Origin of the sequence: Bizionia gelidisalsuginis, from assembly GCF_008086185.1 — a bacterium.
GTDB lineage: Bacteria > Bacteroidota > Bacteroidia > Flavobacteriales > Flavobacteriaceae > Bizionia > Bizionia saleffrena.
This window is the reverse complement of record NZ_VSKN01000003.1, coordinates 107,208-132,734: the sequence shown is the minus strand read 5'-3', so window position 1 is coordinate 132,734 and position 25,527 is coordinate 107,208. Positions and strand designations below refer to the sequence as shown.

Sequence of the window (25,527 nt, the reverse complement as noted above, 5' to 3'; positions counted from 1 at the left end):
AAGTATGGCTACAGACAAAGAACATTTTACAGAAAGAGAATTAGACCGCATTATAGAAATGGCTTGGGAAGACAGGACCCCTTTTGAGGCGATTTTATATCAGTTTGAATTACCAGAGAAAGAGGTCATTAAAGTAATGCGCCGCCAGCTTAAAACATCGCGTTTTAAACGGTGGAGGAAAAGAGTGAACAGCGGTGTTAGTCAGAAACATTTAAAGAAACGAAATTCAGATATTACGCGCTTTAAATGCTCCCGTCAAAGCGCTATCTCTGGTAATAAAATAAGTAAGCGTTAAATGGACTGGTGTCATCGCGAAAATGTTCTTTTCCCGACCGGTTATACCGAGATTATTGAGCGTGTTCGCGCTATCGATCCGGTTAAATATGGTGCAACACGTAATTACATCAACGGTTCGGTTACTTACCTCTCCCCTTATATTTCTAGAGGTATTGTTTCTACGAAATTTATTCTTTCTCAAATTTTAAATAGAGGGTATAAACCCGCTCAAATAGAGAAATTTATTCAAGAATTAGCCTGGAGAGATTATTGGCAACAGGTGTGGATTTCAAAAGGGAACGCCATTAATTATGACTTGAAACACGAGCAAAAACCGGTTTCAAACACTTCCATTGCAAAAGTAATTGTGGAGGCGAATATGGGCATTGAAGCTATTGATAATGCCCTTTATACATTTTACAAAACAGGCTATTTACACAATCACCTTAGAATGTACATCGCTTCAATCGCTTGTAATATTGGGCAAAGTCATTGGAAAGTTCCCGCACAATGGATGTATTATCATTTATTGGATGCCGATTGGGCAAGCAACGCATTAAGTTGGCAATGGGTGGCTGGCACAAATGCGAATAAAAAATATGTTGCCAATCAAGATAATATTAATAAATATTGCTTCACCCAACAAAAACACACCTTTCTAGATGTACCGTATGATGCTTTTAGTAGCTTAGAAATTCCTGAAATTTTAAAAAACACTTCGGAAGTAGAATTAAAAACACCTTTGCCAAAACAGAAAATTATTGTTATTGATGAGGCGCTTCCCACCTGTATATATAATTTTTACAATCTAGACCCACTTTGGAAAAAAGAGCGTTTAGCAAATAGAATTTTAATATTAGAGCCTTCACATTTTGAAGAATATCCTATATCTCAAAATACAATAGATTTCATCATTACATTTTCCGAAGAAAACATCGCCAATATTCAAATTTACATCGGTGAATTTAATACTCTTATTACGACGTATAACTTCGGAAACATTTTCTATAAAGAACATCCTTTAAACAAGCATTACAAAGGTATAGAAGAACCTAGAGAATGGTTATTTAATGTGGAGGGCTATTATCCTTCCTTCTTTGCTTTTTGGAAACAATGTAAAAAACAACTAACGTATTGAAAAACCACGCTATAAATATTGTGTGGTTAAAACGCGACATCCGCTCGCAAGACCACGAGCCGCTATTAAAGGCGGAGCAAGCTGGTATTCCGTACCGTATTATTTACATCTTTGAACCCTCACTTATTGAATACCCAGATACTAGCCCTCGGCATTTGCAATTTATATACCACTCTATTAGCGCTTTAAACCAAACATTAGCACCGTTTAAGAGAAGTGTAGCGATTTTTTATGGAGAAGCTATAGACATCTTTGAATTTTTAAAAGCAACGTTCGCTATTACAAATATTTTTAGTTTTCGTGAAAGTGGAACTCAAAGCACCTGGCAACGCGATAAAAAAGTGAGTTTATTTTGTAAAGCGCATACTATTATTTGGCAAGAATCGCAACGAGATGGTATTTTACGAGGGATTAAAAATAGAAACGATTGGAGCAAACAATGGCACGCTACAATGCAGCATTCGGTAATAGAAAACCACTTTTCAGTATTTGAGCAAGAACCGCTTGAACATCCCTTTTTATTACCAGAAAAATTAGAAGCGCAGTTAGCAGACTACCCGAAACACTATCAACCCGCTGGCGAACAGAATGCGTGGCGCTATTTAAAATCATTTACAGATAAAAGAGGAATTAACTACCAAAAACACATTTCAAAGCCTACCGAAAGCAGAATGGGATGCAGTAGGCTGTCACCTTATCTAGCTTGGGGAAATTTGAGTATAAAACAAGCGTTTCAATATATTGGAACACACCCTAACGGCACAAAAAATAGCAGGGCTTTTTCGGCAATGCTTACCAGGTTGCATTGGCATTGTCATTTTATACAAAAATTTGAAGTGGAATGTCGTTACGAAACCCATTGCATCAATAAAGGATATGAACTCTTACCACACAAAAAAAACGACGTTTTTATTAAAGCTTGGAAAACAGGCACTACAGGGTACCCTTTAATCGATGCGTGTATGCGTGCCGTGGAACAAACAGGTTGGATTAACTTTAGAATGCGCGCTATGGTCGTGTCGTTTTTAACCCTTAACTTAGATCAAGATTGGCGAGAGGGTGCCTATCATTTGGCACGACAGTTTTTAGACTATGAACCAGGTATTCATTATCCGCAGTTTCAAATGCAAGCAGGCACCACAGGTATTAACACCGTGCGTTTGTATAATCCTGTAAAAAACTCACAGGAGCACGACCCTAAGGGTACATTCATTAAAAAATGGATACCAGAACTCAAAAATGTGCCCCTTGCCTATATCCATGAACCTTGGAAAATGACCGCAATGGAACACGTTTTTTGCGGCATTACAATAGGGGAAGATTACCCCTTGCCTATTGTAGACCTCCAAGAAAGTGCCCGCATGGCTAGAGATAAAATTTGGGGTCATAGAAAACATCCCGCTGTCCAAAAAGAAAAGATACGTTTATTACAAATACATGTCAATACCAAGAGATGAAAAAACAACACCTTCCAGAAAAAACATGTGTGGTGTGTAAACGCCCATTTCTATGGCGTAAAAAATGGAAAAAGAATTGGAACGAAGTAAAATACTGTAGCGCGCGTTGCAGAAACAATAAATGAAACACATTAGTATAGTATTCCCACATCAGTTATTTGAGAGGTCTCCACTTTTTGAAGTGAATGCCCCTGTATATATCGTCGAAGACTATTTATTTTTTAAACAGTACCCTTTCCACAAACAAAAAATAGCCTTTCATAGAGCGACAATGAAACGGTATGCCGATTTTCTTCGGAAAGATAAAAATCTTAAAGTGTTCTATATTGAAGCTATCGCAGAAATTTCAGAGGTTAGACAGCTTATTCCTGAATTGAAACGTCTTGGTGTTGAACATATCCATTATATTGAACCCACCGATAACTGGCTTCAAAAAAGAATAGATAAAGGGTGTTTAGATAATAATATATCAGCCACCGTTTATAATTCACCTTTATTCTTAAACACCAAAGAGGACCTCGCTGATTTTTTTAAATCAGATAAATTGAAATACCACCAAAGCGCCTTTTACAAACAACAGCGGAAAAGACTGAATATTTTAATGGAAGCTAACGGCGATCCAACTGGTGGAAAATGGTCTTTTGATGCCGAGAATAGAAAAAAATATCCCGCTAAAAAAACACCTCCAGCTATTCAATTTCCAGAGGTTGATGAGTATTATGAAGAAGCAAAACAGTACGTTGCTAAAAACTTTTCAAATCATTTAGGAAGTCTTACAGAATATCCATTATATCCCACTAATTTTGAAACCACCAAGGCTTGGCTTAATCATTTTTTTGAGCAGCGTTTTATGGAGTTTGGCGTGTACGAAGACGCGATTGTTGCAGAACACTCTATACTACATCATAGCGTATTAACACCGATGCTTAATGTGGGTTTAATAACCCCTAAAGAAATTATAGAAGCGTGCTTATTATATGCTGAAGAGAATACCATCCCCATTAATTCTACTGAAGGTTTTGTACGTCAAATAATAGGATGGCGGGAGTTTATAAGAGGTATTTATGATGCTAGAGGAAGTGACGCGCGTACTACTAATTTTTGGAAATTTAAAAAGAAAATACCACCTTCGTTTTATAACGGAACGACAGGTATTGTGCCTATTGATGTCACCATAAAAAAAGTGTTGCGCACCGGTTATTGTCATCACATTGAGCGTTTAATGGTACTAGGTAATTTTATGATGCTATGCGAGTTTGATCCAGACGAGGTGTATAAATGGTTCATGGAACTTTTTATTGATGCGTACGATTGGGTAATGGTTGGTAATATTTACGGAATGAGTCAATTTGCAGATGGCGGATTGATGGCTTCGAAACCTTATATAAGTGGTAGTAATTACGTGATGAAAATGAGTAACTACAAAAAGGGCGAGTGGCAAGCGACTTGGGATGGCCTTTTTTGGCGATTTATGCATACCCATCGCGATTTCTTTTTGTCGAATCCACGATTAGGAATGCTAGTGAGACTGTTTGATAAAATGCCCGTCGAGACACAGCAAAAGCACCTTGAGAAGGGAGCCTTTTATTTACAAACTTTAGAATGATAAAATTAATTAAAACAACACACACACAATGAATATATTACATATCACTGTATTTATATCCAGTAGCGCCTTTTTATTTTATGGCACTAATTGCTTAGTGTCTAAGAAAATGAAGGCCGAATTTATTAGGTTCGGTCTTGAAAAACAAAGAGTAGCCACAGGATACTTTCAATTATTAGGGGCTTTAGGTCTCGTTTTCGGGTATTTCTTTTCGCCTAATTTGGTGTTTATAGCCTCAGTAGGTTTAACGCTTTTAATGCTTTCGGGATTTGCTGTAAGACTAAAAATAAAAGATAGTCTTTTAGAATCATTACCCTCCCTGCTTTTTGCACTTATTAATCTGTACATCTGTATTAAATATTACGATAAACTTTCCTTCATATAAATTTTAAAAGAAAGCTATAAATAAGCACATAATTAAAAATAATGCGGCAGGAAAGGACTTAAATAAGGGGTCTTTTATTTTTAGGTGCATAGCCACAGAGCCTAATAAAAGAGCTGCCAAACCTAAAGCTGCTGGTTGTTTTAGAACAGGATACCATATCGCAACAATTAGTAAAATTGCTAGCGTTACTTTTATAAAACCAACAATATAACATACCATGGCCGATAAGCCGTATACCTTAAACTCCTCCATTATTGTTGTCGCATTTCCGCCGCGCCATCGTGTTGCTTTTTTACTTTGTAAAAGCCATACATTTAAAAGGCTAATTCCTACAATAACTTGGAAAGCAATAACTAAATAATTCATATTTCTAATTGATTGGTTAATTTAAACTAAGAACAATAAAACATGTTTCATTATTTATTATGGAACATCGTACATTATTCAAAGCTAGTCGGTAATAAATTTGTTATTTTAAATTTACACTATTTTATTCTGCAAGCGACTATTTTATTATACTTAAAGATAATAAAAGCATCTATAGCCTTTTTTATTTTGGATTCCTGCGTAACAAAGCTACAAAATTGTTTAACGAATAACAATAAATGTTAAACAAAATTACGATCGCACTACTATCCACACTACCAAATCAACGTTTAAAGTTCTTAATATAAGTATATTGTGAAGCCTAAGCAATACTTTATCTACACTACATTTATCAAAAAATTAGGCCGCTGGGACGTAGCCGCTTGTGTACAAAAAAATAAAGTAAGGTAAACCTATAGCTCTTAATTATGTGTTTTACGCCCCGTGAATTACGATAACAGAAATAATAGTAGGTAGTTGTCGTCTATAAGAGAGCGTTGAGGTATAATCAACTATAATTTTTGTTACTTTTACAGTGGACGCATTAAAGCCTCTTTACGTCTATTAAACACACTTTTAGAAAGCGTGTCCTTTGTCACTAAATAATAAATAGCATGAATAAAGAAGATTATAAAATACACATTATTGGGGCTGGAGTTAGCGGACTCATAGCTGCCAAAGTTTTGAATGATCATGGTTATAGTTGTGTTATTATTGAGGCGACAGACCGTGTTGGCGGAAGAGTTAAAACGGATAATGTAAAGGGCTACCGCTTAGATCATGGTTTCCAAGTATTGTTAACGGCCTACCCGGCTGCTCAAAAACATCTCGATTTTGAAACGTTAGATCTACAGAATATACTACCTGGCGCTTCCATTTTTAAAAATAATAAACAAAAAATAATAGGTGATCCTTTAAGAGATTGGTCTTTTCTATTACCTACCCTTTTTTCTGGAATAGGAAACTTTTCCGATAAACTTAAAATACTGGCGCTTAATACTAAACTCAAGAAAAAAACATTAGTCGATATATTTGCTAGCGAAGAACAATCTACTGTATCCTATTTAACGGATTTAGGTTTCTCAAATGAAATGATTACAGATTTCTTTAAACCTTTTTTCGGCGGTATTTTTCTTGAAACGGCACTTGAAACGTCAAGTAGAATGTTCGAATTTATTTATAAAATGTTTGGTGAGGGGTATGCCGCTTTACCGAAAGCGGGAATGGAAGCAATTCCGATACAATTAGCGCAAAACCTAAAAAACACGACGTTCAAATTCAATACAACAGTCGCATCCCTTACAGAAAAAGAAATATTGCTTACTGATAATACAAAACTAGACAGCCATTTTACTATAATTGCCACGGAGGCGCGCCCTTTCATTTCCGATTTAAAAAGTAATTTAACCGAATGGACCTCTTGCGATACCTTATATTTTGAAACGCAAAGCAGAGTCATAAAAAGGCCATTAATTGGACTTATCCCTAAAAAGGGAGCACTAATAAATAATATATTTTACCCTACAAGTCTACAAAGCACGATAACTCCGGGTAAAGAGTTGCTCTCGGTAACGGTAACAAATAATCAAAACCTGTCTAACAACGTACTCATAGAAAGCGTAAAAAGGGAATTAATGACACTTTGCGGTATGGATTCTTTAACGTTTTTAAAACTTTACAATATCCCAAAGGCATTACCAAAATTAACCGATTTAAAGTACGAGATGTCACCCTCTGAAACGCGATTAACCCGTAGTTTATATCTTGCCGGAGACACACAGTTAAACGGGTCCTTAAATGCTGCCATAATTTCTGGTGAAAGAGCTGCACTTGCAGTTATAAAAGAGGTTTCTAATGCGATTGAGAAGGAAAATATTGTGACGTCATAATGGTAAACGACGGACACTGTCTTTAAAGTTATGGTGAAATGTCAAGAATTATGGTATAGTCCTACTAAACAACACTCTATTGAGACGTATTTAAAAATTAGAAATGCTGAGGTATTAGAAAATTTAATTCTTTCACGCCTAGAATGAGAACACATTTTTAAACGCGATTGGGGACCTCAACGCGCAACTAATTGGTATGATTGTCTAGAAAATGTCTTATAAAAAAAAATACTAACTCTAGATATTTTGAGTCACAACAAAACATAGGTAGTGTGTATGAGAATATTATTGAAAAATTTCACAAAAATATTCTGCAACAGAATTAGTTCAATACGGTAGTAAAGCTGTTTTTAAGACTACTTAATTCATTAGTCTCTTAGCTTATTTAAATTCCCGGATCGGGTCTTCCTTTTAACCGAATTTCAATTCTTTTTTTCTTAACGGTTAAGCGCTTCATAGCATCCATTAAGGATGTCTCTTTAGTCTTCTTGTAAATCTCGTTGATTGCTAAAATAAGCCGTTTCGCCTCTCTTGAAGCTACCACTCTATCACTCGTAGACATATGACTCATTTTGGCATTTTCAAAGATTGTTGCTTCTTCTAAAATATCCATCATTATATTTTGTTTAAATATGCTCAAATGTAATTAAACATCAAATAATTAACAAATTTCAGGTATTGGTTATGAATACTTTAACAACTCTAAAAAAATTAACGTCCGTCAGCATCTCTTATAAAAGTTAAAAACGTATTGAGAAAGAGTGAATTCTGGAGTGCTAAATAGCAACGTAACTATTAGAATTATAAGACTTTTAAATAAATTAAAAGCCCACTAATTCGGCCTTAAAAAATAGGTTAAAACCTGATAATCAGAACACTATATTTATTTTAAATAGTCATTATATAGGTGTGTATTCATTAAAATATATAGAAAACCGGTATTAGATTAAGAAGTATCTTAATTATTCTTGAAGCTAACTGAACGCAACATCATTATAAAATTACTTAAATCTTAACTATTGATACCCTAACGCGCATTGCCCTTAAAATTTAAAACGGCCTACCAAATGCGCAATATAAAAATGAATAGCACATCTAATTCGCTTAAATGCTATAGATCGAAGATTTTAATGACTTATAATGTAACGCTATTTTTAATTTCGAATCAATGACAATATTCTATGATTCATTGTCATTTCACCATTATCAACTTTCCATCTTATTTCTATGGATTCTCCTGCGATTGCAGTCAGCATAACTTGGAGAGATACTATTGAACTATTGCTAGTAATTGCTCTACTAGAATTTGCTACTTCTATACCATTCTGATAAATACTATAAATAGCAGTAGCAGCATTTGATTCATTTGTTGTTGTTGTATTTTCAGTATAGACATGCCCGTTAATACCTGCAAAACCTGAGACATCACCGTCTGCAGCTCCTACATCTCCATTCACTACTGATATACCCGCATTAGAAACAGCGCCATTAGAACTAAATATCACAAATGTCGAAAGTTCTCGTAAATCTATAAAAGAAACACCTACTGGTGCGTTAAGTGTGGCAGAATCCATAACTATTGCTCCTGTGGTCGAGAACATCCTTCCTTCGAGCTCAGCATTAGACTCCATAGTAATCGCTCCAGGATGAGCTATCAAGTTTCCTTTCATTATAGAATTTTCACCAATGGTTATAGCTCCTTCAGCTACCCAAAATATATTATTGGAGTTTGCTCCATTAATTAAATTTAAAGTTGCAGAATCTCCTATTGTAAGAGCTCCACTACCCCTAATAATAAATATGGCATTTGGATCACCACCTCCATCTAACGTTAGACTTCCTGAAATCGAATGTGCCCCTGCAACGTCATAAACACCAGGGTTCAAAGTCTCGTTTCCAAAAGTAACACCGTGATTATCTGCATTTGGGTATGCTAGTAGATCATCGTAGACAGTACTCAAATCATCAACACCTTGAGACAAACTAAATACCTTATGAGACATTTGGCCATTAAAGAAAACCATATAAGTACCAGAATTAGGAGATATCGTCATACCTGGTACTAAAAAATCTTCTGTGGACGTGGTGCTAATAACCCCAACTTCAGTAACTGATTCAATCATTGAGGCAGGGCTTACCTTATTTTTTATACCTACCCAATGTGGTGCTTCGGGTGTCCCTGTATTTAATTGACCGTCATTCAACGTCGTATTATAAATCATTAAACCTGCGGCAGGTTGTTCAATTGAATTTCTTTGATTCGTGGTTAACCGCGGCATTAAAAAGCCTTTACTGTTTGAAGAAACATCTAAAATAGAAGAGGTATCTGGTGTTATCGTGTTGATACCAACTTGAGCGCTAAGACTACTTGAAACTAATAATAATAGAAGTATCAATAGGCTTTTAAAAATAATTTGCATGTATTTGTGTTTTTATTTAATTAAGGTCGCTCATCACTATTCTTCACTAAAAAAAAGCATCTATATAAGATGCAGTATTCTTTACTAAATAGCCTATTAAGCCAATAAAAAATTGAGAGTCCTATTTTAATAGGTAATAAAGCTGTCGTTTAACAAGTACCAATCAGTTGGATGATATGTTTTAACAGTGTAGTTCAGAACTTCTAATAAAAACTAAAACCTTATATTCTGAATAAGTAGTCTATTTTTAGATAATGGCATCCATTGCACGCATTATTTGTGATAGACTGCTAACTGTATTCCGATAAAAGGCATAATAAATAAGACGTACGAAAACAGCACAGTAATCCGGAATGAGGTTTAGACCAAAAGATGGTCTCGTTTTCTATGAAGAACTAAAAAATTAAATAAATTATGCCGCCAAACTAACAAGAAAGAAGTTATGTTTTTAAGACTCTTTTATATTGAATACTTTTAAAATTTGGTATAATTAAAAATTAAATAAGTTACTGATTAGATCGCGGTAAAAAACCGACTTATTTACAGAGTTTGCACGTTTTAAGACCGCTTAGAGTCACTAATACTAATTCACCTTAGTGCAGACAGCTTATTGCACTGTATAAAGATTGTCACAATTATGATATAATTTTATCGGCTGAAATAATTCAGCCCTTAAATAATTAATTCTAGTAATACGACACGCGATTTAATTTTTTATTAAATTTTTTATGGAGTCTTTAGTTATAAAGCAATAAGCCTTTATAATCACGCCTTCCTAAGCTTTTGATATCTATTAATCTTAAAGCGGGCATAATATGTAGACACACTACTTTTAATTGGTATTATACCCGCTTCTCAAATGGCTCAAGTACTTCATAACACTTATCATCTTTCTTTTAAACCTCTTAAAGAAGCGATTAACTATAATGAGTAATGTTTATAAAAGCCTTTTATTTTCCACTGCTTAGTTTTTACATCCTTTTTTGTTACAAGTAACCGTGTTTTTAACAGTGCCCCAATGGTCTAACTGTTCTTTAGTATTTATACCACATGCTGTAGTTTCTCCTTTTCGTCCTTTATGGACTTCCCCTGATGGGATATGCATTAAAGCCATTATTTTTTTTATAAAGTTGAATAGCCCAAAATTACGACTATATAAAAACAAAGCCTTACGGGAATCCGCAAGGCCTTGAATTGAATTTTAAAATTATTGATAATTGCGTGATTTTAATCCAAAAATTCAAAATTGTATTAAATATTAATTAGCAAACAGACGTTGGTTGTAAGTCTGTTTTGGGTAAACCACTAATCGATAAGGCAAATTTAAAACCATTTGAACTACCATCCTTACGGAAAACCGTAATCACAAAAAAAAGAGGCTCACATTTCTGCTTGCCTCTTAACATTTCCCTCAAAATGTATAAATTAATAACACACAATAGTAAGTAAACGTTTACTGTGTGTTTTACGGTATTCCGTAAAGCGGCTTTATATTAAGCCTAAATCTTTAACTATAGCTATTAAATGTATCGCATTATTAGCTTTAAACTGCACGCGAAGTTTATTCAATCGTTTTTCGATAGAGCTTAAACTGCACGGCGAAAAATTTTCTTTTTTTAAAGCCGCACTTATATCGTCTTGAGACAATCCCTCAGATAATAACTGTATTAAATGAATATCGAAATCGTCTAGTTCTAAATTGGCCTTAGGGCTTAAAGCCTGTTCAATTTGTGGAGACAAATAACAGTCGCCGTTAAATACAGTATGTATGGCGTTCTCAATTTCTATTAAACCGCGCCTGCCTTTACATACATAGGCGTTCGCCTTGTAGTCATTCATTAAAAGCCGTACGCGTTGTAAGCGGTCTTCTACCGAATACACAATAATTTTTAAATAAGGGTACTCCTTCCTTAAAGCCTGTATTAATTCCGATCCCGAATTAAATCTTTGCGACCTGTGGTCTACAATAAAAGATAAATCTGTTATTAATAAATCGAAAGGGGCATCGTCTAATACCGCTTTTTTTATTTTTAAAAAGGCATCGTCACAATACTGCACCTGATGCACGTTTTTTATACCTAAATTATCTAAGACACTTAAAACGCCTTGATTAATACTTCCTAAATCGTCCGAAATTAAAACTTTATTAAACATACTTTAAATTATAATCTTTGCTTTAAACCCATTATTCTCTTCAGATTCAAAAGTAATTGTTCCATTTATAGTTTGAATACGGTTTTCCGCATTTTGCAGTCCATTTTGCTTTTTTATTTTGCAACCCACTCCATTATCACTGTAATTTATTTCTATTTTCTTATCTTTTTGATTGAAAATAAGCAACACTAAAGAGGCTTGACTATGTTTTTTCATGTTAGTCATTAACTCTTGGAGCACCCTATAGGCAGTCATCTTCTTTTCTTCTGAAACCGATTGCCACCGCACCGCTGAAACACCTCTAGTAATAACATTTACTGTAGCACTTTTATAGGTTAATAGCAAATCAGATAATAATTCGTCAAAATAGAGACCGAAGTCTATCGTGCTATTTTCTTTAGAAATATCTCTCGTTTTATTATAAATATGCTCCAAATCGTCTAAAACAGTTTCATTAATACGCGATTTATCTTGAAGTTTAGTCATAATTTGATACACATCGTTTGCCACTTCATCATGCACTTTTTTAGAAATACGCGTTTCGGTGATGTAAACTTGTTGCAACTTATCTTTGGTGTTTTTCGTTTTCATTATAAAAAATAAAGAAAGCCCTAACACAAAAACAAGAACGGCAATAAATTGGAACACTTGCTTCTCGTTTTTCTCTTTTTCCGATTGCAATTCACTTTTGCTGACATTGTATTTTAATAAGGCAAATTTATTCTGACTGGATCGTTTTATATCTTCTAAGCTGTCGTTTAAGTGCATATACTCATTAGCAATGCCGTAATCTCCAACGCGCAACCTCAATTTTGTGGCGTCTAATTTATAGGTTAAACTATTAGTTAATGCCGCCACATTATAGGCTTTTAAAGCTAATTTTGTAGCTTGTGCCGAATCGTTTATACTAAGATAGTAGGTGGCTAAGCTTTTATAACTAGGGTATAAACTAAAGACGTTTTCACTGCGCTTCCTTATGTCTAAAGCTTTCTTAAAATAAGTAAAAGATTCCGTTTTTTTGAGTTGGTGTTTTATAACTCCTAAATTATCTAACACGCGCGCTATTTCTAAGGAATCGTCTACACGCACAAACAAACCAACCGCTTTTTCTAGAGTATTCTCGGCTTCCTTAAATTGATTTTGGTGTTTTAAAACAATAGCAATATTATTGTAAGCCACTAAACTATCTAAAGAACTATTAGCCAAAGCCAATGCTTTATAATATTTTTTAAAAGCTTGATTGTAAAGCTGTTTTTCTTTATAGACCTGTCCTAACTGATTATAAAAAAATTTTCTAAACCAGCTATTATACGCGCTTATTTCTTGCGTATCCAATAAAGCTAAGCCTTTAACACAGGTGGCTTCACTAGCATCATAAAAACCTATTTTAAAATCCAGTTCTGCAAGAATACACAAATCGTAAACCATAGCACGTACATCATCATTTGCTTTAGCAATCGCAAAATGTTTACTAAAGAACCGGTACGCTTTAGGCAAACTCTGTTCCGATTGTCCAACCTCTATACTTTTAGTGTAATACGTTAAACTGTCTACCGACTGTTGCCCAAATCCCGATTTAAAAACTAGTAGAACACTAATAAATAAAAAAAAGAGGAATGATTTTTTAAATGATTTCATTCCTCAAAAATAACAACTATTTTTAGTTTAATGCCTTTATAATGCTTTTCCTTCAATTGGTGGTGGCGGTGGCGGAAGATCTAAACCGCCATCCTCTCCACAACAGCCATCCGTTTGCTGAATAGTAGTGCCGTCGTCCTTTAAATGTTGCGGTGTACACGAAAATAATGAGCCCGTAAGTAGAACTGTCAATAAGATACTATATCTTTTTTTCATCTTTTATAAAATTTAAATTTGAACAATAATGTGGCTGTCCGAGGTTTGAAATCGGATACAGAGCTGCTTAGCAACTCGCAATAATTGTGTAGAGACGTCTCTCGTTTTTGGGAAGAATGAAGCGCAGAAATAAAACCGTATTATTACTTCCCAAATCGTAATACCATTTTATTGTGCCACTTCATTTTAGAATTGATATATTTCGCAAATCATTTTACAATAGCGCTAAGAATCAACCCTGTGGCAAATAAATGTAGATTTTAAAAAGTGATGTGGAAACCCTATGGAAAAGCCTCGGAAAAGACAAGGAAAAAAATTTCTGTAAAAATTTAAATAAGGAAAACAGATAAAAATTAAGTATAAAAGATGCACAAAAAGTTACTAAAAGAGGCGTTCGAAAAAGCAAAAAAAGAAGAAGGTTTAATCAAGAAAACTCATATTGCAGAATTCTTATCAGATTATATTACTGAAAATTCTGGAGAGCCGTATGGTGAGAAAATAATACGCATTCACTACAACAATGCCATTGCGATTACTAACGAAAAGGTAGTATTAAAGCAGTTTGCTGTTATTTGTTTATGTACCTATTTAGGGCACGATGATTTTAATGGTTACAAGAAAAAAAGTGAGGTAAAAACGCGTGTACCAAATCGTAGCTTTTTGGCTAAGCATAAAATAAAAGCACTTTCAATTGCCATTCTAGCTTTACTTCTAATTGTATTCAGCGCGCTAACTATTAATACTCAAAAATGGATGGTCTGGGAAAACGACCGGTTTACCGAAGTTGAATTTAACACAGAAAAATACCGTTTAAACCAACTTAAACTATATAAAGAGGATAGAATACTTTCTTTTAGAAAAGTAACATTGCATTGCGATTCAATTTTCTTTAATGCGAATAAGAGTGTAAGATTCTGGTATGGAAAGAATACCAATAAAGGGATAGACTTTTTTACGGCTGTAGGCTTACACCCTAAAACAGGCAAAACACTAAAACCCATTACACCATATATGATTAAAAAATATATTTGTAATTAACAAAGCAAGACTAAAAAGGCCCCTCGTAAAACAACAGTAAAAAAGTACTATACCTTAGTTTTAATCACCTCCGGGTTTAATTTTAGACTGATTTGACCCTAATAACTCATTTGGAAAAACGCCGCCCTTACACCATGCTCCCATTAACATAAACTGCGGTACAACAATAAATAGCGCCCCACACAGCATACCGATCCTCCTCTCAATTCATACGTAATATTAATAATTATAACACTAAAGCACATTTACGATTTTTTACAATAAATTACATTTAAGTTATCTTATATTGCGCGCCGAATTGAGATTTTATAGATACGAAGTTATGCATGGTTTAAAAGCATTTATTAAAGCGAACCAAATAAAGGCTCCGTTTTTAGTAGCTAACATTAAAACAGTTAAACCTTACAACTGGTCATACTGAAGTATTATAGGGGTAAGAATAAGTTCTAGCGCTTTTAAAAACAAGACCTTATGCCAAAAACTTTTTAGAATGAGGAAAACCGTAAGTTATTATGCGTGATATTAATTTTATTTGTGTTATTGTAACTAATCCAAAAATAATGAAACCTGAAATGAGAGGTATTAAAACACACGTAATATGCGGCTAACTATCATTCCACCAAGTTTAGCAAATTGCTAATAACAATTAAAATTGCTAACTGTAAACCCTCAATGTTTTAAACATAAACACAGAATATTATGGAAGAAAAAGAAATTTGGAAAGGCAGCCCGTCACAATGGACTAACTTTGGGACCTATGTAATATGTCTTCTATTCAGTTGGTTAATTATTCCTATTTTTATAGCAATATGGAGATTTCTTGTCGTTAAAACTTGGGAAATTGAAATTACAGAGCAAAGATTAATAGTAGAAAAAGGAGTATTATCTAAGTCTACTGAAGAACTAGAACTCTATCGTGTAAAGGATATTCGTCTCGATCAACCTTTCTTTTTGCGACTTGTCGGTCTCTCTAACATAACGCTTGTAACATCAGACCGAAGCCATTCAGTTGTGAGAATTCCTGCTATTTCCGAAGGGAAAAACCTGAGAGAAAAACTTAGAATTGCAGTGGAGGAAAGAAGAGATAAAAAACGCGTTCGAGAAACGGACTTCGAATAAAGCACTTTATAAAGTAGCTGAGTAATGAAGTAGATCGCTCCGTTAGTGATTAGCCAAAGGTTACCGAGCCCTACCGTAACAATAAAGTGTCGTGTTTAGCTAAATAGAAACTATTTACTTCTCACAATTAAAATTGCATTAACAAAAAAAACACCTCCTTAATCTTATCCGTTTCACTTACCGTCGTTATAACATTTTATGGCAATTCAACTAAAAACAAAAAATCATTTCGGCTAACTTATAAACCCTACAAAAAGCCTATTTAAAACCCTTTACTAATCTTTTGTTAAAGCTTGTGCACACGGCAACAAAACGTCTTGTAACACTTTTAAAACAAATGTAATTACTGTATATTGTCGCACTACGTAAAGTTGAAAATTATGGAAGACAATAAAATGCTAAATTATATTAAAGAAGTAGTAATAAACAGACCAACGGGCTGGTTGAGTACAACAACCCATCGACTAGATATTTTTGATGAAAAACGGGCTAAAACGCAATTCTTAGAGCAGTTTGAAACCTTGTATAACGACAATAATTTTGAAGCATCGGCACTCAATGAATTACCTACTGCTTACGATTATATTCGATTAGGTCATCCGCTATCCTGTGTATTAGAATGGGGAATTGCTAAACTGCACCGTTTAGACCCAAATAATGTTATCAGTTTTTCGTCAAAGACGATACCTGTTTTGGCTATTCTAAGAAAAAATTTACTAGAAAATAAAAACACCCAAATCGTTTATACTGGTGAATTACCCACTTTTTTTGATGCCGAAATAATAAAGACTATTTATGGTTATAATTTTGAGTTGAAGAATGTAGAAAATCCAGAAGCCATCTCTGCCTTTAACGGTAGCACTATCTTTATTTCACAACAAGATAAAATAGGCACTATTGCTCTAAACCCTATGATTGACTTTATAATCAATCTTCATGATCACCTTGGAAGTGTTTTAGTCGTTAATGGTGAACAGAACGAAAGTTATGTGGCAGATATTCAGCACGTGCGACGAAGAGAAACCATTGCAATGACGCCAGCAAATGCCCTTTCTGCCTTACAGTTGCTAATAGAACAATCTTCTTTTAAACCTGAAATAAGTAATATCGTGGCCAATAAAGCGGCTGTCTTAAATGCAATTGCAACCATTACTGGCACACCTTTAAAACCCTTAGTTGCTTCTTGTGGTCTATCTATTCAATATGCAATTATGATGGGACTAGTGCATGATGCACTAGAAAACCACAAAGGAAAAGAGATTAAATTTATTGTACCTCCTAATTGTTATGGGGGAACAAATGACCAAGCAAGACGCGTTGCAGCGTGCCTCGATAATGTTGAGGTAGTAGATTTACCAGTGGATGGTGATAACGAAATGGTTAAAAGTATTGATACCATTTTAGCTAAAATAGCCAACGACGATGCGGTCCCTTATATTATCGCTGAAATTCCAACAAACCCTAGAGTTGAAGTTCCAGATCTTATAAATTTAAAAGTCGTTTTAAGTAAAGAGCGTAAAACAGCATCTGGTGAAACAGCTATCGATCCCGTATTTATATTAGACCAAACATTTTGTCCTAACGTGCACTTTTTAGGTGAAGGTGAAATACTCTCAACAATGAGAACCCTTTCTTATGCTAGTGGATCGAAATTTCCAAGTGGTGGAAAATGTACTGCGGGTTACGTTGTAGGTAATATGAAAACGGAAGCATTAATGGATAAAATTGAAACACATCTATTGCTTTGCGATAACGAAGCGACAGCGCTTCAATATGAAATATTAGCACAACAGTTACCATCAATGAATCAAAGAATTGTTGAGGCACATAAAAACACACGCGAATTTGTAAACTTTATTCACGAGTCTTTACCAGCAGCGAAAATAAATTTTGTTTCAGAAGATTTAGCAAATGAAGGGTTTACACCCTCTGTTTTTTCTTTAGACCTTCCTACTAAAGGGAATACCGATGCGGAAAGAGAGACTTATAAAAGAGCTTTAAATTTGAAGTTAATCAATTTAATGATTACAGAAATCCCAAATGAAAGCAAGTTCTGTGTAAGCTACGGGCAGTTAAAGGGCTCTTATTGGACCATACCTGCAACATCGACTCAAGGAACGACTAAAGAAGGTGATAAAGACTATATTGTACGTGTATCACTATCTCCAAATATGGATCTTGAGCGTCATAAAAAAGTCTTTCTAGATTTTGTAAAGAATAGTTAAGAATTGGGAGGTGGCACGCCTCCCAACTTAGTTGTATTTGTGCGCGATTTCTTAGTAAACCTAAAGCTAAAACCTATATAATAATGCATTTAGCTAACCGTTGTAGGCTATAAATAAAACGCTTTCATAAAGTCTAATAACAACTATTTTTGTTCTATGAAAAAACAAATTGCAATTATAGGCGGCGGGCCATCAGCTTATTTATTGGCTGCTTTTTTAGATACTGAAAAGTTTACTATCACCCTCTATGAAAAAAACAAAACCTCTGGACGCAAATTTTTAGTTGCCGGTAAAGGGGGATTTAATTTAACGCATTCAGAACCGATTAATCAGCTTATTAAACGCTACACACCAGATCATTTTCTAGACGCAGCCTTACGCAATTTTACCAATACCGATTTTAGAAATTGGCTTAATCATATAGGGATTTCAACTTACATAGGAAGCAGTAAAAGAGTCTATCCGAAAGAGGGAATTAAACCTATTGCTGTACAGAAGGCAATCCTAAAACATCTCGAAGAAAAAGGAATTATTATAAAGTATGATCATACTTTTTCTGATTGGGACGGTGCTAATAACCCGATTATTAATAACAAAACAATACCAACAGATTATACCGTTTTTTGTTTAGGCGGAGGTAGCTGGAAAGTTACGGGATCGGACGGAAACTGGCGTGATACTTTTTCTAAAAAAGGAGTTCAAACAAAACCATTTCAACCCTCAAACTGCGCTTATCAGATTGATTGGAAACCTGATTTTATTAAAAAGCACGAAGGAACACCTTTAAAAAACATTGCGGTGTCTTGTAATAATGGTATGCAGAAAGGGGAAGCCGTTATTACTACATTTGGATTAGAAGGAAATGCCATTTACGGACTGAGTCCACAAATTAGAGAACAGTTGCAGAAAGACTCCAAAGCACACCTTTTAATCGATTTTAAACCGTCGCTAACGTTAGAAAATATCCATTCTAAAATAAAATTATCTACCTATAGAAATACGACGGAGACCTTAAAAAAGGAACTCAAACTAAGTGCCGCTCAAATCGATTTATTAAAAACACACCTCACTAAAGCGTCTTATTTAAATACAGAATCATTAACAAAAAACATTAAACAATTTCCGTTAGAAATAATAAACACGGCCGCACTTGATGAAGCCATTTCCACCGTTGGAGGCATTGATTTAAAAGCCATTTCTAACCATTTTGAACTGGCCGCTCTACCTCATCAATATTGTATTGGAGAAATGTTAGATTGGGACGCGCCAACAGGCGGATATCTTTTGCAGGCTTGTGCAAGTACCGGAGTCTATTTAGCGAAACACTTAAATAACACGGATTAAAAACGCGTTTATCGCCGTTTAATTTGGTTTCTAGTTGAAGGTATTGCTGTTTCTATAGTTTTTAACCAAACGCGCACCTACAAAAGTTATCGTTTACCAAAATAAAAACCCTTAAACACTACTTCCGTAGCTGGCAATAGAAAAAAAGACGAACAGAAATTAAAATACGAGTGTAACAACGTATCTCATTTATTGCTAGAGCTTACTTGCTTTCGCAAAACCATTCCAAATACCTTCTACTACAAAGTCTTTATTTAAAAAGATCTGAAGACAAGTAGCGATCTCCACGGTCGCAAATGATACTTACAATAATTCCACTATCCAATTCATTCGCCAATTTTAGAGCTGCTGCCGTAGCACCTCCGCTACTCATCCCTCCAAATATCCCCTCTTCTTTTGCCAATCTTCTGGTCATAGCCATAGCTTCGTCGCGGCTAACCTCCAAGATCCTATCTACTTTTTTCGGGTTATATATTTTAGGTAAATACGCTTCTGGCCATTTACGTATTCCAGGTATTTTAGAACCATCAGTGGGTTGCACACCAACTATTTGCACCTCTGTATTCTGTTCCTTTAAAAAGGTAGAAGTGCCCATAATGGTTCCCGTCGTACCCATAGACGACACAAAATGAGTAATCGATCCCTTGGTATCCCTCCATATTTCTGGCCCAGTAGTATTATAATGCGCTTTCCAGTTATTATCATTTGCAAATTGGTTAAACGAGTAATAGTTCTCGTGGTCTACTTTAGCCATAGCATAATCTCGCGCACCTTCTATCCCGTCTGGGTGTAGCGTAACCTTCGCGCCATAAGCTTCCATAGTCTGAACGCGCTCTTTAGTCGCCGTTTCTGGCATAACGAGTTCTATATCTAATTTAAATAATCCCGCAATCATTGCTAGTGCAATACCCGTATTACCACTAGTGGCTTCAATAAGTTTTGAAGATTCGTCGATTTCTCCAGCATCCAGCGCATTTTTAATCATATAGTAAGCCGCCCTATCTTTTACGCTACCACCCGGATTATCTCCTTCAAGTTTAAAATACAGACTTACATTGGGGTTGGTGTTTAACACCATTGATTTTACAAGTGGTGTATTTCCTATTTGATCTAATATCGTTTTATTCATCTTATTTTTTTGGTTTAGTGATGACTTGTACCGTTGGTGTGTGCAGAACTATTGAGTTTTTTAAGACCGAGGTCGTTAACCATGTATTACCACCTATAACACTATTTTCACCCACAACCGTATCTCCACCTAAAATGGAGGCGTTGGCATAAATAACAACATTTCTCTCTATTGTAGGATGCCTTTTTACATTCTTTAGCTGCTTTTTAACTTTAAGCGCCCCTAAGGTTACCCCTTGATATACTTTAACATTATCGTGGATTTCCGCGGTTTCTCCAATCACAATTCCCGTGCCGTGATCAATAAAAAAAGACGCTCCTATTTGTGCTCCAGGATGAATATCAATTCCGGTGAGCTGGTGGGCGTACTCCGTCATAAGTCGTGGTATTAGAGGTAGTTTTAAAGCATAAAACTCTCTTGCCATTCTATATATTGCAATGGCAAAAAACCCGGGGTAAGCCAAATAAATCTCTTCCATTGAGTCGGCTGCAGGATCATTTTTATAAATAGTGATGGCGTCTTTTTTTAGACTAGAGAATAAAGAGGGGATAATTAAACAAAAGTCCTCCCATGTTTTACAGGGCTGACCTGCAATTTGCGGACATGCTAAATCTCTAATCACGCGAAATAAATCTTCCAATTCTACCAGTGCTTTTTCTGCATCTGTAGACCGGTCGAATAACGCCTTAAAAAGCAATTGTGTAAACCGTTGAGATTCCTCCTTTAGTATACTGGAAAAATGAATTTCCTCTTTTTGTTGATGTATAGCCTGTAGCAATACGGATTGATTCATTAGTTTAATTTTAGAAGAGAAGCAGTATAGCAGCTAAGGCTGAATAATAAAAGCAAGTAAAAGTACTTTCAATTCAACGTTTAGCGTTTGAAATAATGCTTAGCATCGTTAATAGTTTCAAAGATAAAGCTTCAACCCTTTAAAATAAGTTAAGAATTTTATAATCTATTCGTTAAAGGGCTTCACACTTCACCACTACTTCTGACACCGTAAGTAGAAAAAAGAACCACAGACAGTAAAAAAAGGTGTAATAAAGTATCTCATTTATTGCTAGTGCTCGCCTACTTTCGCTAAATCCGGAATACCAACAGGTATAAAAAGGGGCAACTATTGCTTTTACCCGCTAAATGAGTCGCTTTAACAAAGCAACAAACCCTATAGAATAACGGAGAATACCATTACAAAATAGTTTTAAATGGCATTTCATCTAACAAACAAACAAACACTCAAAGCAGGAAAATTAATGGATCTAATTCCCTTTTTGTATGTCATGAATTTTTTGAATGGAAATAGACTATACAAATCATTAATAGCCATAAAAAAATGGCCCGTATTTTAATTTAGTTACAAAAAACGAATATCAAAAGAGACCAACACATTGGCAATGAAGAAATAGCGTTATAATTAATAATGAATAGAAGCAGCAAAATGGCCAGAAATAGTTGACGGATTTATGCCTACAATAATTGAAAGAATAAAAAAAACCACCCTATTGGAATACATTTTTGTTGACTCAGAAAACGTTCGGTTTTTGGAAATGCTCAAGCATACTTAATAAACAAATGTATTTAAAGCTTGATTTTGAGTTTTCCTATTTAATAACAACGCAATGGTTTGAAATAGAATAAAGAGCTCCAATTTTTCAGAAAACGGGAGTTAAAAACCTCCTTAATGGAATATTAACTCACGTTTAACAAAAAAATAGAAAAATTTTAAAGACAAAACAAAGTCTATTTTGAGATATAATAAATAATAAAACCCGTTTATTCCCTTTTAAGGTACATATATTCCTTTTTAAAGACACTTACAACAAAACACCCCGAGCCATTACTATTGGGTTCTTTAATCAATAGTAATAGCGTAATTTAGCACAGTCCAGAAGTTTAACAGACATGACAACATCTCTTTTTATTTCAAACAGATTTATTATCTCGAGAGACCTAAAAAAACTTTGCATAACCTAAATATTTATAAACAACGCAATAGTTGTTTCGTATAAATAAAATTCTCTTTTTAAATTTATCACAGAAATACAAGACCGCTACAAATGACTATTAAAATAATGACTACCTCTTATTTTATAATGTTTCGATTGGTATAGCATTAAATAATGATAGTATCAATGACATAATTAAACGTTTAAAATTATATCTATGAGTTAATGTATAAGCCATTCCATTCACAACCTTACATTATACACGCCCTACAGTCTTACTTAGGACGTACTGAAGGAGAAGACTTAACAAACAGAAATAACATGCAGCAAACAATCCCATATATATTTATTGCAAATCACATAGAAATAGAAAATTGTATTACACAACTCAATCAAGGCCTAACAAATATTGTCCTAAAAGAGAACCTCTCGTCTTTAAATCATAAAGTGGAAAAAAACCTAAAAGAAAGTTATGTTTTTAATAATAATGTAGTAGTCAAACAAAGCACAGACAAGAACTCCTGTGAAATTAAATCTTCCAAAAACGAAGCCACATTACAGGCTATATTTGATAATTCTATGGAAGCCATTCTCCTCGCCAATAAAGAAGGGTTTGTTATTTCTGCGAATCCTGCTGCTAGTAATATGTTACAAATGACACTTCTAGAGCTCTGCAAAAAACACTGGTCTGACCTTATTGATTTAACGGATCCCAAATTAAAAGGCTTTATAAAAGAACAACAGGAAAAAGGAAGATGTAAAGAAGAGTTAAGATTAGTACAGAAAGATGGCACTAAACTACCTGCTATAGTAAGCTCCGTAAACTATACGGATGTTTATGAACAACAAAGAATTTTAGTGACTATTAATGATTTATCAACATGTAAAGAAGGTAAAAAAAAACTTCCCAAAACAACCATAAAACCGCAGGAAGCCTTAGATGAACTCAAGAAATTAATGGACTCTTCTTTAGATATACTATGTACTATTGATGAAGAAAGCAGGTTTGTTCAAGTAAGCGCTTCTTGCAAAAGCACTTGGGGATACTCCCCCCATGAATTAATTGGCAAAAATTACCTCAGCCTCATAGCTAGTGAAAATCAAGACGCTACCATAAATATTGATAATGAAATCAAAAAGAGCCAGCCGGAGAGGACATTCGAAAAAAGAATGACCCATAAAAATGGAACCACTGTGTACGTGGTATGGACTACCAAATGGGATAAGGATGAAAAGTTATTTTATTGTACAGCCAAGGATATTACAGGTGAAAAAAAATTAGAAAAAGCCTACGAAATAGGAAGACAACGGTTTTTGGACTTTTACAACCACTCCCCATCGTGTATGGGAATTTTAAAAGGGCCTACTCATATTTATGAAATGGCAAATCCACTGTGTTTAAAATTAATTGGCAAAACCAATATCATTGGTAAAACGGTAATGGAAGTATTACCCGAACTAAAAGACCAGGGCATTATAGAATTATTAGACGGCGTGTATAATACAGGGGTACCATTCATCGCTAACGAAAGGCGTTTTAATTTTGATTTACAAGGCAATGGAAACCTTGAAGATAAGTACTTGAATATTTTATATCAAGCGCATAGAAACCTTGACGGTATTATTGACGGAATTTTGTTTTTTGCAATTGATGCCACTGAACAAGTAAAGTCAAGAATAAAAATAGAAGAAAGCGAAAAAATGTATCGTCAACTAATAAGAGAATTGCCTGTGGCGGCATACTCTTGCGATGCGGCCGGAAAAATAAAAATTTTTAATAAGGCAGCGGCTACGTTGTGGGGCGTAAAACCAAAAATAGGAAAGGATTTATTTTGCGGCTTCTCGAAACTTATAGACAATGCTGGACACTTGATACCAGCGCACTTGTCTCCTATGGCTGTGGCCTTGAAAGAAGGCAGAACGGTATCTGGTTGGGAAGGTACTGTCGAACGGCCAAATGGGGAGAGGCGCAATGTAATTCCTCATGTCGTTCCCTATATTGACTCATCAGGAAAAGTTACAGGCGCTGTTAATGTGTTAACGGATATCACGGAAAGCAAAGCGGCTCAAAAAGTATTGGAGCTACGTAACAAAGAACTGGCCGATTATAAATATGCTTTAGATGAATCAAATATTGTAGGAATTACTGATGCAAATGGAATAATAATATACGCAAATACTAACTTCTGTAAAATTTCCAAATACAGTTTCGAAGAATTAATAGGACAAGATTTCAAAATTATTAACTCAGGCTATCATTCTAAAGAATACATAAGTAATTTATGGCAAACGATAACTCAAGGTAAGATATGGAAAGGCGAGTTGAGAAACAAAGCAAAGGATGGAAGTTACTACTGGGTAGACACTACCATAATCTCCTTTCTTAATGAGCAAGGAAATCCGTATCAGTTTGTTACCACGAAATTCGATATCACAGAACGTAAAAATGCAGAACTAAACCTTGAAATACAAAATATAAAACTACTCAAAACAAACAAAGAATTAGACCGTTTTGTGTATAGCGTTTCTCACGATTTACGTAGCCCATTAACCTCAGTTCAAGGACTTGCTTCAATTATTGAGGACGAAACCAAAGAGCCTGAAACTATGGAACATGTTCAGATGATTAAGTATAACATAAATCGTCTCGATGACTTTATAAGAAACATTTTAAGTTATTCACAAAACAACCGGACAGGTTTGGAAGTAGAAACAATCCCTGTAAAAGAAACAATTACAGATATTACTCTGGCCCTGAAAAACATAACCAACGCACAAGGAATTCACTTTGACATTGATGTAGAAGAGCACTCAACGTTTTATTCAGATAGGTTGCGTTTTAAAACCATTATAGAAAATCTTATTTCTAATGCCATTAAATATCATAAATCTAGCAGTACCGAAAGATTTATTAAAGTGAAAGCAATTGCCAATGACAAAATGCTACAACTTAAAGTGTCGGATAATGGAATAGGTATTCCTTTAGAGTATCAAGAAAAAATATTTGATATGTTTTTTAGAATATCAAGTAAATCACAAGGTTCCGGAATTGGTTTATACATTGTAAAAGATACAATCGAAAAATTAGAAGGCTCTATTAACGTCTCTTCACAGATAAAGAGTGGTACTACTTTTGAAATAAAGCTAAAAAATTTTAAAATATGTTAGAACTAAAATC

Annotated in this window: 21 protein-coding genes; 12 read left to right on the top strand and 9 right to left on the bottom strand. The window is 34.6% G+C overall.

The features are described 5' to 3' along the window. Positions 1–4: 4 nt before the first annotated feature. Genes ES677_RS03690 through ES677_RS03665 form a run of 6 tightly spaced genes read left to right on the top strand, consistent with a single transcriptional unit; the run spans position 5 to position 4,862 of the window. Positions 5–295, top strand: coding sequence for a TIGR03643 family protein (locus ES677_RS03690; RefSeq protein ID WP_148380471.1), 291 nt, complete (start codon positions 5–7; stop codon positions 293–295). Next, positions 296–1,414 (top strand): FAD-binding domain-containing protein, encoded by a 1,119-nt coding sequence (locus ES677_RS03685; protein ID WP_148380470.1) that lies wholly within the window; start codon positions 296–298, stop codon positions 1,412–1,414. It abuts the gene before it with no gap. Beyond that, positions 1,411–2,871, top strand: coding sequence for a cryptochrome/deoxyribodipyrimidine photo-lyase family protein (locus ES677_RS03680; protein WP_148369684.1), 1,461 nt, complete (start codon positions 1,411–1,413; stop codon positions 2,869–2,871). Before ES677_RS03685 ends, ES677_RS03680 begins: the two co-directional genes overlap by 4 nt. After that, complete coding sequence (locus ES677_RS03675; protein WP_148380469.1) at positions 2,868–2,996, top strand: DUF2256 domain-containing protein; 129 nt, start codon at positions 2,868–2,870, stop codon at positions 2,994–2,996. The genes ES677_RS03680 and ES677_RS03675 overlap by 4 nt, the downstream gene beginning before the upstream one ends. Then, positions 2,993–4,477, top strand: a complete 1,485-nt coding sequence (locus tag ES677_RS03670; RefSeq protein WP_148380468.1) for a cryptochrome/photolyase family protein — start codon at positions 2,993–2,995, stop codon at positions 4,475–4,477. The genes ES677_RS03675 and ES677_RS03670 overlap by 4 nt, the downstream gene beginning before the upstream one ends. 28 nt (positions 4,478–4,505) lie before the next feature. Next, complete coding sequence (locus ES677_RS03665; protein WP_148369681.1) at positions 4,506–4,862, top strand: DoxX family protein; 357 nt, start codon at positions 4,506–4,508, stop codon at positions 4,860–4,862. A 3-nt stretch (positions 4,863–4,865) separates the two neighbouring features. Here ES677_RS03665 and ES677_RS03660 read toward each other — a convergent pair whose 3' ends face one another. Further along, positions 4,866–5,228 (bottom strand): DoxX family protein, encoded by a 363-nt coding sequence (locus tag ES677_RS03660; protein WP_211357858.1) that lies wholly within the window; start codon positions 5,226–5,228, stop codon positions 4,866–4,868. Positions 5,229–5,842: 614 nt separating this feature from the next. Between ES677_RS03660 and ES677_RS03655 the strand changes: the two genes are divergently transcribed. Next, positions 5,843–7,117, top strand: coding sequence for an FAD-dependent oxidoreductase (locus tag ES677_RS03655; protein WP_148380466.1), 1,275 nt, complete (start codon positions 5,843–5,845; stop codon positions 7,115–7,117). 385 nt (positions 7,118–7,502) lie between these two features. Here ES677_RS03655 and ES677_RS03650 read toward each other — a convergent pair whose 3' ends face one another. From ES677_RS03650 to ES677_RS03630, 6 genes are all read right to left on the bottom strand, one after another. Beyond that, positions 7,503–7,730: a hypothetical protein gene (locus ES677_RS03650; protein ID WP_148369754.1), complete on the bottom strand. Its 228-nt coding sequence runs from the start codon at positions 7,728–7,730 to the stop codon at positions 7,503–7,505. A gap of 541 nt (positions 7,731–8,271) precedes the next feature. Further along, on the bottom strand, positions 8,272–9,396 hold the full coding sequence (locus ES677_RS03645; RefSeq protein WP_170235042.1) for an ice-binding family protein: 1,125 nt from the start codon (positions 9,394–9,396) through the stop codon (positions 8,272–8,274). Positions 9,397–10,501: 1,105 nt separating this feature from the next. Then, entirely contained in the window at positions 10,502–10,642 is a 141-nt protein-coding gene (locus tag ES677_RS15255; protein WP_170235037.1) for a hypothetical protein, read from the bottom strand. A 383-nt stretch (positions 10,643–11,025) separates the two neighbouring features. Next, positions 11,026–11,691 (bottom strand): DNA-binding response regulator, encoded by a 666-nt coding sequence (locus tag ES677_RS03640; RefSeq protein WP_148369677.1) that lies wholly within the window; start codon positions 11,689–11,691, stop codon positions 11,026–11,028. 3 nt (positions 11,692–11,694) lie between these two features. Continuing rightward, positions 11,695–13,329: an ATP-binding protein gene (locus tag ES677_RS03635; RefSeq protein WP_148369676.1), complete on the bottom strand. Its 1,635-nt coding sequence runs from the start codon at positions 13,327–13,329 to the stop codon at positions 11,695–11,697. Between the two features lie 36 nt (positions 13,330–13,365). Then, positions 13,366–13,545, bottom strand: a complete 180-nt coding sequence (locus ES677_RS03630; RefSeq protein ID WP_148369675.1) for a hypothetical protein — start codon at positions 13,543–13,545, stop codon at positions 13,366–13,368. A gap of 366 nt (positions 13,546–13,911) precedes the next feature. On the opposite strand from ES677_RS03630, the gene ES677_RS03625 reads away from it, so the two are divergent. The 4 genes from ES677_RS03625 to ES677_RS03610 all read left to right on the top strand — a co-directional run bounded on the left by ES677_RS03625 (position 13,912) and on the right by ES677_RS03610 (position 19,271). After that, entirely contained in the window at positions 13,912–14,583 is a 672-nt protein-coding gene (locus ES677_RS03625) for a hypothetical protein (protein ID WP_148380464.1), read from the top strand. A 699-nt stretch (positions 14,584–15,282) separates the two neighbouring features. Beyond that, positions 15,283–15,702, top strand: coding sequence for a PH domain-containing protein (locus ES677_RS03620; RefSeq protein WP_148369673.1), 420 nt, complete (start codon positions 15,283–15,285; stop codon positions 15,700–15,702). Between the two features lie 380 nt (positions 15,703–16,082). Beyond that, on the top strand, positions 16,083–17,927 hold the full coding sequence (locus ES677_RS03615; protein WP_148380463.1) for a PLP-dependent aminotransferase family protein: 1,845 nt from the start codon (positions 16,083–16,085) through the stop codon (positions 17,925–17,927). A 156-nt stretch (positions 17,928–18,083) separates the two neighbouring features. Next, a complete protein-coding gene (locus tag ES677_RS03610) occupies positions 18,084–19,271 on the top strand; it encodes a BaiN/RdsA family NAD(P)/FAD-dependent oxidoreductase (RefSeq protein WP_148380462.1) in 1,188 nt (395 codons plus the stop codon). Positions 19,272–19,521: 250 nt separating this feature from the next. Here ES677_RS03610 and cysM read toward each other — a convergent pair whose 3' ends face one another. Together cysM and epsC are read right to left on the bottom strand one after the other, a co-directional pair. After that, positions 19,522–20,400, bottom strand: coding sequence for a cysteine synthase CysM (cysM, locus tag ES677_RS03605; RefSeq protein WP_148369670.1), 879 nt, complete (start codon positions 20,398–20,400; stop codon positions 19,522–19,524). Position 20,401: 1 nt separating this feature from the next. Beyond that, positions 20,402–21,193, bottom strand: a complete 792-nt coding sequence (epsC, locus tag ES677_RS03600) for a serine O-acetyltransferase EpsC (protein WP_148380461.1) — start codon at positions 21,191–21,193, stop codon at positions 20,402–20,404. A 1,477-nt stretch (positions 21,194–22,670) separates the two neighbouring features. On the opposite strand from epsC, the gene ES677_RS03595 reads away from it, so the two are divergent. Beyond that, complete coding sequence (locus ES677_RS03595) at positions 22,671–25,517, top strand: PAS domain S-box protein (RefSeq protein WP_170235041.1); 2,847 nt, start codon at positions 22,671–22,673, stop codon at positions 25,515–25,517. Positions 25,518–25,527 lie beyond the last annotated feature (10 nt).